Source organism: Polaribacter sp. (assembly GCF_036480315.1).
Lineage (GTDB): Bacteria > Bacteroidota > Bacteroidia > Flavobacteriales > Flavobacteriaceae > Polaribacter.
In genome coordinates this window covers 1-13,420 of sequence record NZ_JAZGGG010000007.1, presented here as the reverse complement: position 1 = coordinate 13,420, position 13,420 = coordinate 1, and the positions used below count along the sequence as shown (strand labels likewise).

The window sequence follows — 13,420 nt, the reverse complement described above, 5'->3', positions numbered from 1 at the left end:
CAGTTAATCTTGAAACAGTATGACCATTTGTTCTTTGTTTTGACATAAGACAAAGGTAAACATTTTTAGAAGCTAAAGCGAGATGCACTAAAGTGCATAGTTTTAACTATATTTGAGACCAATAAATATGCTTCTGATTATCCTTCATTTATTAGGCAGAAACCATCAAAATATTTTATAGAAGTTCTAGAACCTACAGTAATTGTTAATTTACCATACATAAAAATAAAAGAAGCCTATAGCCTTTTTAAAAATTTTGAACATTATGGCAGATTAATAGCTGAACAAATATTAATACAAAAACAAGATAGGATAGAACATTTTTTATTTACAAATGCAGAAGAAAGGTATTTGGAATTTATAAAAAACAATCAAATAATTATGAATAGGATTAGTTTATCTAACCTTTCTTCTTATTTGGGTATAGAACGCCAATCTTTAAGTAGAATTAGAAAAAATATTTCTAAAAAATAATTTTGTCACAAATGTGTCAGGTGATTTAATTTAAAATATTTCATTTTTGAGCTTTAAAACAATCACAATATGAGACATTCTTTATTTTTTATAATTCTATCATTATTCTTCACCTCTTGTGCTTTTAATAGTAAATTTCATCATCCAATAAAAGTACCAATGGATATAGATAAATTGACTGAATTTAGCTATGAAGAGGATAGAACACCAACATACTTTCAATATGATAAATCTAATTCCGAAATTTCATTATCAAATTCAGATCGCAAAACAATTAACGAAAACTACACAATAAAAAGCTCTTTCTTTTCGAGTTCTAGCGGAAACCTCTTAAACGGATGGCTTTTAACACCAAAAGACACCAAACCTATTGCTACTATTTTGCATTTTCACGGTAGTGCACAAAATGTTTTATCGCACTATAAATCGATTGAACCTCTTTTACAATATGGTTTTCAAGTTTTTACTTTTGATTATAGTGGCTATGGTTTTTCAGAAGGGAAATCTACAAGAAAAAATGCTCTTAAAGATGCATATTCCGCATTTAACTATATCAAAAAAATAGAAACTATAAAAAATACAAGACTAATCATTTACGGTCAATCTTATGGAGGATATTTAGCATCAATTGTAGGTTCAAATAAGCAAGAAGATATTGAAGGACTTGTTATAGAAGGTGCTTTTTCTGCTCATAAAGATGAAGCAAAACATATGTCACCTTTTTTTGGCAATCTTGTTAAAAATGAAATTAAGGCAGAAAATGAAATACAGAAAAACTTCAAACCTGTTTTAATAATTCATAGTGTCGAAGATAAAATAGTTCCTTTTAAGTTTGGTGAAAAAATATTTAAAAGTGCAAATACACCCAAAGAATTTTATGAAATAGACAAAGCGCATATTATGGGATTGCAGTATTATTCAAAAGAGATTAATGCGAAGATTAAAAGCTTAATCTTAAATGAATAAAACCAACAGGAACTCTGAACATTTTTAACTCTAATGCTTTCATTTAACTTCTCACAAAGTCAAAAAAATCATTCACTTACACTTAATTACAAACTTTTATATCTAACTAGAAAGAGATTTAGAAAAAAAAATAAGTTACTAGATTTGATAAAGAGAAAATAACGTATTACAACATCCGTATATAACAAATAGAAATGAATGAAAGTAATGCTCTATTTTTTTTTTTTAAATTATTCTCTGTAAATTTTAATAAAAGTCATAAAAAAACCTGAATTTTAAATTCAGGTTTTTACATTTTATAGAGCTCGTAATTTTTATTCATTTGCTTTTTTAAAATCTGTAATTAGCTTTTGCACTTTTGCGTTCTCAAAAAATGTTGGATATATTTCACTTAAAATAACATGATAATCGTAATCTAGTTTCATGCCACTTACTAAATGATCTAATGCGTATTTTTCTTTATTTAACACAAAAAACAAACCCGCTAATCTATACTCAATTTCTGCAAATTCTTTATAGACTTTTTGTGCTTTTAAAAGTAGCTTTAAAGCATCGTCAAATTCGCCTAAAAAAGACAATACATCTGTTAAACCAATATAAATTTCTGGAGAATCGTCATTTAAAGCAAGACATTTTTCAAAACCAACAACAGCTTCTTCAAAAAAGTTTAGCTTTAAATTAATTTCTGAATATCTTCTCCAATACAGCGAATTATCTTCATCAATTTTTATAGCTTTTGCAACATAATGTGCTGCTTTTTCATAATTGTTAACTTCATAATATAAATTGGTTAATAAAAACCAACCTCTATCTAATAAAGGGTCTTCATGTACTGCTTTTTTATAATAAGAAATAGCAGCCTCATATTTATCTAATTTTTGATAACATTCGCCAATTCTTACAAATGCAAATGCTGTAGGATCATCTAATTCTAAAGTAATTAAATAATTATCTATTGCTTCTTTGTAACGCTCTAATTCTTCTAATGTTTTTGCTTTTTCTAAATAACCACCAATAAAAGATTCATCTACTAAAACCGCATAATCAAATGCTTTTAAAGCTTCATTGTATTGCTCTAAAATAAAGTATTGCCTCCCTATTTGGTGCCAAGCCACTTCGCAGTAAGGATTTTTATCAATATAAGAAGTTAAAAACTGAATTGCTTGTTCATGTTCTTTTTCCATATCGAAGCAATACACAATGTTATAAAGTGCAGAATAGTCTTCAAAATCTACATCTAAACAATTCGCAAAGTTTAAACGAGCGTTTGTAAAATCGTCTAAATACAGAAATTCCATGCCTAATAAAGACCAAATATCTACTTTATCATCCGTTAAAGAAAGTGCTTTTTTAAAATCTAAAACTGCTTTTTTATGGAACCCTTTTTTAGAATTAATAGTTCCTTTTTGAAGAAAAACCTCATCGTTAGTTGGTTCTATTTTTTCTATTTTTTTTAACAATGTAGAAGCACTATCTAGCTCATCTTCAAAAACATATATTTCTACTTGTAATAATTTTAAATCTACAGATTGGGGGTGTTGCTCTAAGCCTAATTTCACTGCTTTTTTTGCAAGCGAATGTTTACCAAAATCTAGATAGTGGATTATTATTTCTTCAAACTCAACCAAATCAAAAAAATAAATATTGTTGGTTTTAAGCATGGATTCAAATTTTGTTAAAGACATAACTTTTAGATTTGAATTAGTATATTAAAGGTACTACAAGTCTTGTACCACATTTAAAAACGTTCTTATTGTTTTCAACAATTTAATTAACAACCGCTTTGTTTATTTAGCCCTAATAAATTTTGTGCATACGTTTATTTGCAGTAATTTTGATTTTCAATAACTATCTACTTAAAATGATAGGCTTCTTATGAGCAAAAAAACCTTACTTAACTCTAAAGATATTGAAATCATACTTCATCGATTAGCGTGTCAGTTAATTGAAAATCACAATGATTTTAAAGATACCGTTTTAATTGGTTTACAACCAAGAGGTTCTTTTCTTGCAAATAGATTAGCACATTTATTAAAAACCGAATACAAAATAAAAAATTTAGAATTGGGTCTTTTAGACATCACGTTTTATAGAGATGATTTTAGAAGAAAATATACGCCTTTAGAGGCTTCTAAAACCGAAATGAATTTTTTAATAGAGAATAAAAAAGTGGTTATTATAGATGATGTATTATTTTCTGGAAGAAGTATTAGAGCTGCTTTAACAGCAATACAATCTTACGGAAGACCCCAAACTATTGAATTATTAGTCTTAATAGATAGAAGGTTTAGTAGACATTTACCAATTCAACCAAATTATAGAGGAAGACAAGTAGATGCTATAAATGATGAAAAGGTTTTGGTTACTTGGAACGAAACTCACAAAAAAGACGCCGTTTATATAGAACAAAAATAATATGCAAGAGTTAAGTGTAGAACATTTATTGGGAATAAAATATCTAAATGCAAACGATATTGATCTTATTTTTAAAACTGCAGATCATTTTAAAGAAGTAATTAATAGACCAATTAAAAAAGTACCTTCTTTAAGAGATATTACAATTGCAAATTTATTTTTTGAAAACAGTACAAGAACAAAATTAAGTTTTGAACTTGCTGAAAAAAGACTTTCTGCTGACGTAATTAACTTTTCTGCAAGCCAGTCTTCAGTAAAAAAAGGAGAAACTTTAATAGATACTGTAAACAATATTCTTTCTATGAAAGTAGATATTGTTGTTATGCGACACCCAAATGTTGGAGCAGGTGTTTTTTTATCGAAACATGTAGATGCAAAAATTATAAATGCTGGTGATGGTACACACGAACATCCAACACAAGCTTTATTAGACTCTTATTCAATTAGAGAGAAATTAGGTTCGGTAAAAGGGAAAAAGATTGTAATTGTAGGTGATATTTTACACTCTAGAGTTGCTTTATCTAACATTTATGCACTGCAATTACAAGGCGCAAAAGTGAAGGTTTGCGGACCAACAACGTTAATTCCTAAATATATTTCTAGTTTAGGTGTAGAAGTTGAAACTAATTTAAAGAAAGCTTTAGAATGGTGTGATGTTGCCAACGTTTTACGTGTACAACATGAAAGAATGGATATTAAATACTTTCCTTCTACCAGAGAATACACACAGCTTTTTGGAATTAACCAAGAGGTTTTAGACAATCTTGGCAAGAAAATTGTAATAATGCATCCAGGACCTATAAATAGAGGTGTTGAGATTACTAGTGATGTTGCAGATTCTATTGATTCTATTATTTTGAATCAAGTAGAAAACGGGGTTGCAGTAAGAATGGCAGTTATTTATTTGTTAGCACAACAGGTTAAAAGATAATATGCAAATAGAAAAAAAAGAAAACTACACACTTATTTCTTCGGATGAAAATTCCTTTGAAGAATTTTATAAAGGTTTCTTAAATCTTGATAAAGATTTGAAAGAAACACACCTTATTCTTCAAATTTCTGAAGATATTAACATTACTAATAAATATTTTTTGCTATTTTTGAATATAGCTACTCAAAACAAAGAAAGTGGCACATCATTTGTAGTTGTAAATACATCTGCAAATGTGGATGAATTTCCAGAAACATTTAATATTGTTCCTACTTTACAAGAAGCAGAAGATATTATAGAAATGGAAAACATTGAAAGAGAATTAGGATTTTAAAAATAAGTAAATGGTTAAAAAATTACTTTTTGTTTTATTATTAAACATTTCGTTTATAGGTTTTTCTCAAGAAAAATCGATAAATAATTTATCTGCAGCTCCTAATCCTTTTACAAATTCAACAAAAATTATTTTTACAACAACGAGTAATTCTAATATTACTTTCAGTGTAAAAAATGTTTTAGGTAAAACTGTTTACAGCGAAAGAGTTTCAACAAAAATTGGTAAAAACTCAATCCCTTTTCTAAAAAAAGATTTAGCTGCTGGAATGTATATTTACAGCATTCAAGATAAGAAAAACATCATATCTAAACGCTTTGTTATTAGATGAGTTTACGCTTAACTATTCTAGGGTGTCATTCAGCAACACCACGTATAAATGCTTTTCCAACTTCACAATATTTAGAAATTAACAGCCGTAATTTTTTAATTGACTGTGGCGAAGGTACGCAACGTCAAATGCGGAAATACAAAGTTGGTTTTTCTAAAATAGATCATATTTTTATTTCTCATTTACATGGCGATCACTATTATGGGTTAGTAGGTTTATTGTCTACTTACGGTATTTTAAGTAGAGAGAAAGACATGCATATTTTTGGTCCAAAAGGGATTAAAAAAGCAACCATGCAAATGTTGAAAATCTCTGAATCTCATGCGAAATTCAACATGGTTTTTCACGAATTATCATCAAATGAAAGTGAACTTATTTTTGAAGATGATAAAGTTTCAGTAAGAACAATTCCGTTAAAACACAGAGTTTATACAAACGGATACTTATTTACTGAAAAAGAGAAACCACGAAAATTAAACATGCTAAATATTAGCGGTTATCCAGAAATTGACAGAGCAGATTATTTAAATATAAAAGCTGGTAAAGATGTTGTGCTTTCTTCTGGTGAAATTGTAAGTAATCTAGAACTAACACTCAATCCGCCAAAACCATTAAGTTTTGCTTTTTGTAGTGATACTTGCTACAAACCAGATATTGTGCCTATCATAAAAAATGTGGATTTATTATATCATGAAGCTACTTTTTTAGATGACAGACAAGGTTTGGCTAAAAAAACAAAACACTCTACTTCTATTGAAGCAGCAAAAATTGCCAAAGAAGCTAATGTTAGTAAGTTAATTGTTGGCCATTATTCTGGCAGATATAAAGACATTTCTTTATTCAAAAAAGAAGCTGCAACCGTTTTTGAAAATGTAGATATTGCAGAAACGGGTAAGGTTTTTTCTGTAGATTAATATTGGTTTGTACTCAACAAAACTAAAGTACAAGCAACTTCAGCCTCAATATTATTTTCTTTTAATAATTTCACAAACTCCATATTTTCACTTCCTGGGTTAAAAATAACCCTTCTAGGTTGTAAACCGATGATGTAAGAATAATATTCTTCTTGTCTTTTTGGATTTAGATATAACGTTACTGTATCAATATTTTTGTATTCTTTCTTTTCATCATCAATACTAACACTAAAAACCTTTCCTTTTCTTAAACCTAAAGCAACAACTGCTACTTCCCTATCTATTAATCTTTTAATTGCAATATTAGAATATCTATTAGGGTTTGTAGAAGCTCCAATAACTAATGTTACATTTTTCATATTGTTAAGATTGTGTTAAACACTGTTAATACCAGTAACAAATATAAACAATGCACCGTCTATTTAGCATCAAACGAAAGTAAAAACCATAAAAATGAAAAAAATACTATTATTCGTTTTACTAATTATCTCTGCAAATTCTTTTGCTCAATTAGCAAAAAGAAAATTACCAAAACCGGGAATTATATCTGGTAAAGTAATAGACCAAACAACTAAAGAAGCATTACCTTATGTTAATATTGTTGTAAGAGATCTGGCTAAAAAAATTATTACCGGAGGAATTACAAATGAAAACGGATTATTTAACATTAAAGATATTCCTAAAGGAAAAAGTCTTATTGAAGTTCAATTTATTGGATTTAAAACGTTTTCTAAAGAAATAAACATAACCAATAAAAATAAGAACATAAACCTAGGAACTATTTCACTTAACGAAGATGGTTCTTCTCTAGACGAAATTATTATTAGAGCAGAAACCTCAACTGTAGTTCAAAAAGTAGATAGAAAAGTAATTAATGTTGGTAAAGATTTAACTTCTGCTGGTACAACAGCTTCAGAATTATTAAACAATGTACAATCTGTAAGTGTAGATAGCCAAACTGGTTCTATTAGCTTAAGAGGAAATGATAATGTACGTGTTTTAGTTGATGGAAAACCAACCAATATTTCAGCGGCACAATTGTTAAAACAAATTCCTTCAACTTCTATAAAAAGTATTGAATTAATTACTAATCCTTCAGCAAAATATAACCCAGAAGGTATGAGTGGAATTATAAACATTATTCTAAATAAAAATGCAAACATAGGCTTTAATGGTTCAGTAGACACAGGTATTACTGCTGGACATTATGTGCGTTATAATGCATCTACGAACATGAATTATAAAACAGGAAAAGTAAATTTCTTTGCTAATTATGGTTATAATGGAGGTGATAATTTTAATTACGGGTTTGTAGACAGGCCTTCTACGAAAATATTACAAAATTTTCAATTTGTAAATAAAAATAAATCACATCTTTTAAAAGTTGGTGCAGATATTTATTTAAATGATAAAAATACCTTGTCTTTTTACACAACTCAAAACAAGTTTACTGGAGGTGGAAATGGAAGCACAATAATTGATGGAAATGGAACATTAATTTCTGATGCTAGAAACATTCAAGATCAAAATAATAATTCAGGTACTTATAATGTAAATTATAAAGTAGACTTCGAAAAAGAAGGTCATAATTTAGAGTTTGAAGCAACATATAGCAGAACAGATAATCCTGAAGATGCAGAAAACAATGATGCTTTAAAATTAATTGGTGCTAATGACTATAAAATTTTTAATTATACAAATGACATAGAAAACGGTAGAAACAATGCTTTAATAAATGTAGATTATACAAACCCAGTTTCTAAAGAAGGAAAATTAGAATTAGGTTTAGAATATAGAACAAATAATACTGCAAATACAAACCTTACAGATCAAGAAAGAGAAATTAGAAATCTTAATGGAAACATTACAGGTTATGAAAGAGTTGGTAACTCTTCTTTTGATTATGATAGAAAAATATACTCTGGTTATATAAATTATGGTCACAAGTTCGGTAAATTAACGATGCAATTAGGTGCACGTTTAGAACAATATGAAATTGAAGGAATTTTTAACCAAGAAACTGCTGCTACAAAAAAAATAACAGATGATATTTTTACAGTATACCCATCTGCTTTTTTCACGTATTCAGCTTCAGATAAAAATCAATTTCAAGTAAGCTATAGTAGAAGAGTAGATAGACCAGGAATTGGGCAATTAAACCCAATTAGAGAATGGAGTACACCATTAATTACTTCTGTTGGAAACCCAGGATTAAATCCACAATTTACAAATTCTTATGAAGTAAATTATACACGTAAAATTAAAGGAGGTTCTTTAACTTTTGGAACTTTTTACAGAAAAATTAATGATAATATTTCTCGTGTTACAAATGCAGATCCTTTAGACCCAGATGTAAAACAAATTCTTTCTTTTACAAATTTTGAAGACACAAATTCTTACGGTTTAGAATTGTCTGCAAATTATAAAGTAAATAATTGGTGGAGAATAAACTCTAGTATGGATTTTTATTCTCAAAAACAATTCGGAATTGTAACTCAAAATGTGCCAAGAATTGAAATTACAAATGAAGTTTTTAATGCAAGAATTAGCAATAGTTTTAAAGCTTCTAAAAACTTAAGATTACAATTATTTGCAATGTACAGAGGCCCTTCTGAAGATATTCAATGGAAGGTAGATAATATGTGGATGATAAATACCGGTGCAAGTTTAACCGTTTTAGACGGAAAAGGTACTATTAACTTTAGAATGAATGACATCTTTAAAGGAATGAAATTTGCATTCAACGCTACGAATCCTTTTGTACAAAATGGAAGATTTAATTGGGAAAGCCAAACAGCTTATTTAGGTTTTAATTACAGATTTGGTAGTGGGAAAAACAAAGCAAAAAGAAGAAGACAAAGAGATGACAACACCAAACAAAGTGGTGGTGGATTTTAATAAAAAACATAACCAATAGATTGAAACCTCAAACTCTGTAATGCAGAATTTGAGGTTTTTTTGTTCTAATAAAATTAGTTACTTTTATACGCGTAAGTGAAACGTATTTAATTGCTATACTTTTTACTTTACTACAAAAAAAACTATGAAAAAGTCTATACCTCTAATTCTATTATTTTTCTCCATTTCTTTTTTTTCTCAAGAATCAGAAAAAACAAATTCTAATGTTGGTAGTATCTCTGGAATCATTCTAGATGCTAAAACAAAACATCCGTTACCTTATGTAAATATTGTTTGTAAAAACAAAAAAAACACGATTCTTACTGGTGGAATCTCAAATGAAAAAGGAACTTTTCTAATTAGCAAGGTTCCTTTAGATTCAGTTTACATTGACATTCAATTTATTGGATACAAGACTTTTAAAACAAAAACGATCTTATCTAAAGAAAAACATACAGTTACTATCGATACTGTTTATTTAGAAGAAGATACTACTGCTTTAAAAGAAATTGTTATTCAATCGGAAACCTCAACTGTTGTTCAAAAAATTGATAGAAAAGTTATAAATATTGGTAAAGATTTAGCTTTTGCTGGCACAAATTCTTTACAAATGTTAGAAAATATTCCTTCTGTAAATGTAAATTTTCAATCAGGAAATATCAGTTTAAGAGGAAATGAAAATGTACGTGTTTTAATAGATGGTAAACCTTCTAATTTGTCTCCATCTCAATTATTGAAGCAGATTCCTTCTTCATCTGTAGAAAGTGTAGAAATTATTACAAATCCTTCTGCAAAATATACACCAGAAGGAATGAGTGGAATTATAAATATCATCCTAAAAAAGAATACCACAATTGGTTTTAATGGCTCCTATTCTATTGGTGTAGAACATAGTAAAAATACACGACCTACTGGTTCTTTAGATTTAAATTACAGAACAGGAAAAGTCAATTTTTATGGAAACTACAGTTTGGATTTTGGTAAATTTGAAACCAATGCTTTTTTTGATAGAAGCGACAAAAATTTATCGCAAACTATTGATTATCTAGACAACTCTACAAATAACTATATAAAAGCTGGAGTTGATTTTTACTTGAATGATAAAAATACATTGTCCTTTTTTACTACGCAAAGTTTTACGGATACAGATTTCCACATCAATACAGAAACCGTAGAGAATTCTAATCTAATTTTACATACGCCAAACTTATCCGTTTTTGATACAAAAGAACAATCTTATAATGCAGATTATAAATTAGATTTAGATGATAAAGGGCAAAATATAGAATTAGAAATCAGTTATTCGGACAGTACAAATCCACAAAACGATTTTAATGAGGAATTGATAAATCCTTCAGCTAAAACGTATAATTACACCAATAAAATCATTAATGATAATTCTACATTTTTGATAAATTTAGATTATACAAAGCCTATAAAAGGTGGTAATTTAGAACTTGGTTTAGAAGCAAGAACACAAAAAGCATTCAATTCTATTATTACTGACCAAGAAATAGAAACTGGCGGAAACCCGTCAACAGCCCAAAAAGGAAACACCAATTTTAATTATGACAGAGAAATTTATTCTGCCTATATTAATTACAACAAAGAATATAAAAAAATTGCTTTACAAGCAGGTTTACGTTTTGAGCAATTTTCTGTGGATGGACTTTTCTCAAACTCACAACAAACAACAATAACTCCTTATACTAATGCTATTTTTAATGTATATCCGTCTGCTTTTTTAACCTATTATCATTCCGATAAAAATGAATTTCAATTGGGCTATAGCAGAAGAGTTGATAGACCTGGTATTGACCAAGTTACACCAATTCAAGAATGGGCTTCTCCGCTTACAATTTCTGTAGGAAACAATCAATTACAACCTCAATTCACCAATTCTTTTGAAGTAAATTATACCAAAACACTAGATAAAGGATATCTAACTCTTGGCGGATTTTATAGAAATACCAACAATAAAATTGGCAGAATTATAAATAGAGACCTAATTAATGCAGACAGGCAAATTCTATCATATGCAAATTATGATACTGCAGATAGTTACGGTGTGGAATTCTCATCTAGTTTTAAATTGACAAAATGGTGGACTTTTAGACCAAGCACAAGCTTATATATACAAGACAGCCAAGGTTTAATTAACAATAAAAAGGAAAGCGTTAAAAACACTATGTTTAGAGCTAGAATTAGTAATAGTTTTAAAGCATCTAAAAAGTTAAGCTTTCAATTCTCTAGTTCTTATAGAGGCAAAAGTGAAGGCGTACAATTTAAAGTAGATCCTTTTTTATTGGTAAATGCGTCTGCAAGATTGTCTGTTTTAGACGGAAATGGTTCTTTATCTATAAGAGCAACCGATATTTTTGACAATTATAAACTGGCTTTTTCGTCTACCAACCCGTTTCCACAAACAGGAAATTTCACACTAGAATACAGTTCTATTTACCTTGGTTTTTCTTATAACTTCGGAAGCGGAAAAAACAGAGAACGAGATAGAAAATATAGAGAAGAAAACGAAACCCAAGGAAGTGGTGGCGTTTTGTAAAAGTTTAATTTACTTTTAAGCTTAAAAAAACAGAACTTCTCTAACTATGTTTATGAAACATTAAAACGTTGAATAAACTTGCTCACGTTAGCGAATAATACAAAAACGACCAAAATACTATCATTTATTGATTTAATTGTAATTGTCTTGGCAATTTTTAAGATTCCCTAAATAGTTTTCAACTATAGAATTCACTTATTTTCCGCAGCTTCAAAAGAAGCTTTTAAAGCGATAACAACATTCATAATACAAAAGAGAAAAATTAAAACTGCATTTATCCAAGAGTTTTGAAAAACAATAAATTTTGCAAAAATATTTAAAACAAAAATTATCAAAAAAATGTTTGATAGTAATAAAAGCAGCTTATATTTTTTCTTCATTTTTATAAATCAATAATTATTATTACCATCTAATAATTACAGAACCCCAAGTAAATCCACTACCAAAAGCAGCTAAAACAACCAAATCGTTGTCTTTTATCTTACCTAATTCCCAAGCTTCAGTTAAAGCAATAATTACTGAAGCAGCAGTTGTATTTCCATACTTCATAATATTGTTATGCACCTTGTCATCAGACAATTGAAACTTCTTCTGTATAAATTGTGCAATACGTAAATTCGCTTGGTGAGGAATTAACATATCTATATCTTCTTTCTGTAAATTATTTGCCTGTAAACCTTCTACAATTGCTTCAGAAAAACGACCAATTGCATGTTTAAATACAAATTGTCCGTCCATATAAGGGTAATAACTTTGATCTTCCGGATCATTATTTTCTAAAATCTCTGGCACCCAACGTTGTGTAGATGGTCCTTCTAAAACTAATTTCTTTGCATGTTTTCCTTCCGAATGTAAATGAGAAGATAAAATTCCTCTTCCTTTTTCTTCACTTCTAGAAAGTACAGCTGCTCCTGCTCCATCACCAAAAATAACAGTAACTCCTCTACCTCTTGTAGAGCGTTCTAAACCACCAGAATGATTTTCTGAACCAATTACTAAAATGTTTTTATACATTCCTGTTTTAATAAACTGATCTGCTACAGACATTGCATAAATAAAACCAGAACATTGGTTACGCACATCTAAAGCACCAATTGTTGGCATGTCTAGCATTTCTTGCACTTGTACACCTCCACCAGGAAAATACATATCTGGACTTAAAGTTGCAAATACAATAAAATCGATATCATCTTTTGTTAAACCAGCTCTTTCAATAGCAATTCTAGCAGCTTTCGCTCCCATAACTGCCGTTGTATCATCTGTTTTAGGATCAATCCAACGTCTTTCTTTTATACCTGTTCTTTCTTGAATCCATTCGTCTGAAGTATCCATAAATTCCTTTAAATCATTGTTTGTTACAACGTTTTCTGGAACATAATATCCTAAACCAGTTATTTTTGAATTATACATAATATCTTGTATGGTTATTTATTATATCAATAAAATTGAGCTATCAAACATACTAATTTATTTACCCGTTGTGCATTTAAATAATACTAATTTTTAAGTTGTTAATATTTCTATCAAAAGTAAACTTATTAATGAATTGAATAATTGTTAATGAGGTTAATTTTGAGAGTATTCTAGTCTTAAAACC

The 13,420-nt window shown here is 28.7% G+C and carries 11 protein-coding genes and 1 pseudogene; 8 read left to right on the top strand and 4 right to left on the bottom strand.

Translation table 11 applies throughout. The features are described 5' to 3' along the window. Nucleotides 1–543 precede the first annotated feature (543 nt). Entirely contained in the window at nt 544–1,440 is an 897-nt protein-coding gene (locus V3V28_RS01400) for an alpha/beta hydrolase (protein WP_331363230.1), read from the top strand. A gap of 314 nt (nt 1,441–1,754) precedes the next feature. On the opposite strand, the gene V3V28_RS01395 is transcribed toward V3V28_RS01400, so the two are convergent. Further along, complete coding sequence (locus V3V28_RS01395; protein ID WP_331363229.1) at nt 1,755–3,125, bottom strand: tetratricopeptide repeat protein; 1,371 nt, start codon at nt 3,123–3,125, stop codon at nt 1,755–1,757. 190 nt (nt 3,126–3,315) lie between these two features. Between V3V28_RS01395 and pyrR the strand changes: the two genes are divergently transcribed. Genes pyrR through V3V28_RS01370 form a run of 5 tightly spaced genes read left to right on the top strand, consistent with a single transcriptional unit; the run spans nt 3,316 to nt 6,365 of the window. Next, nucleotides 3,316–3,855 carry a bifunctional pyr operon transcriptional regulator/uracil phosphoribosyltransferase PyrR gene (gene pyrR, locus V3V28_RS01390; RefSeq protein ID WP_331363228.1) on the top strand — a complete coding sequence of 180 codons (540 nt, stop codon included), beginning with the start codon at nt 3,316–3,318 and terminating at the stop codon, nt 3,853–3,855. Nucleotide 3,856: 1 nt separating this feature from the next. Beyond that, entirely contained in the window at nt 3,857–4,786 is a 930-nt protein-coding gene (locus V3V28_RS01385) for an aspartate carbamoyltransferase catalytic subunit (protein ID WP_331363227.1), read from the top strand. Between the two features lies 1 nt (nt 4,787). Then, nucleotides 4,788–5,120: a hypothetical protein gene (locus tag V3V28_RS01380; protein WP_331363226.1), complete on the top strand. Its 333-nt coding sequence runs from the start codon at nt 4,788–4,790 to the stop codon at nt 5,118–5,120. Between the two features lie 10 nt (nt 5,121–5,130). Further along, entirely contained in the window at nt 5,131–5,451 is a 321-nt protein-coding gene (locus tag V3V28_RS01375) for a T9SS type A sorting domain-containing protein (RefSeq protein WP_331363225.1), read from the top strand. Continuing rightward, complete coding sequence (locus V3V28_RS01370) at nt 5,448–6,365, top strand: ribonuclease Z (RefSeq protein WP_331363224.1); 918 nt, start codon at nt 5,448–5,450, stop codon at nt 6,363–6,365. Before V3V28_RS01375 ends, V3V28_RS01370 begins: the two co-directional genes overlap by 4 nt. On the opposite strand, the gene V3V28_RS01365 is transcribed toward V3V28_RS01370, so the two are convergent. Next, nucleotides 6,362–6,724 carry a CoA-binding protein gene (locus V3V28_RS01365; RefSeq protein WP_331363223.1) on the bottom strand — a complete coding sequence of 121 codons (363 nt, stop codon included), beginning with the start codon at nt 6,722–6,724 and terminating at the stop codon, nt 6,362–6,364. The two genes, V3V28_RS01370 and V3V28_RS01365, sit on opposite strands and share 4 nt — an antisense overlap. A 94-nt stretch (nt 6,725–6,818) precedes the next feature. Between V3V28_RS01365 and V3V28_RS01360 the strand changes: the two genes are divergently transcribed. Then, nucleotides 6,819–9,263, top strand: a complete 2,445-nt coding sequence (locus V3V28_RS01360) for a TonB-dependent receptor domain-containing protein (RefSeq protein ID WP_331363222.1) — start codon at nt 6,819–6,821, stop codon at nt 9,261–9,263. A gap of 145 nt (nt 9,264–9,408) precedes the next feature. Continuing rightward, nucleotides 9,409–11,823 (top strand): TonB-dependent receptor domain-containing protein, encoded by a 2,415-nt coding sequence (locus V3V28_RS01355; protein WP_331363221.1) that lies wholly within the window; start codon nt 9,409–9,411, stop codon nt 11,821–11,823. 402 nt (nt 11,824–12,225) lie between these two features. On the opposite strand, the gene V3V28_RS01350 is transcribed toward V3V28_RS01355, so the two are convergent. Together V3V28_RS01350 and V3V28_RS01345 are read right to left on the bottom strand one after the other, a co-directional pair. Continuing rightward, the gene (locus V3V28_RS01350) at nt 12,226–13,233 is read right to left on the bottom strand and encodes a 3-oxoacyl-ACP synthase III family protein (RefSeq protein ID WP_331363220.1); all 1,008 of its coding nucleotides are present in this window, start codon (nt 13,231–13,233) and stop codon (nt 12,226–12,228) included. Nucleotides 13,234–13,309: 76 nt separating this feature from the next. Continuing rightward, nucleotides 13,310–13,420, bottom strand: a pseudogene (locus tag V3V28_RS01345) (IS982 family transposase); the annotation flags it as partial.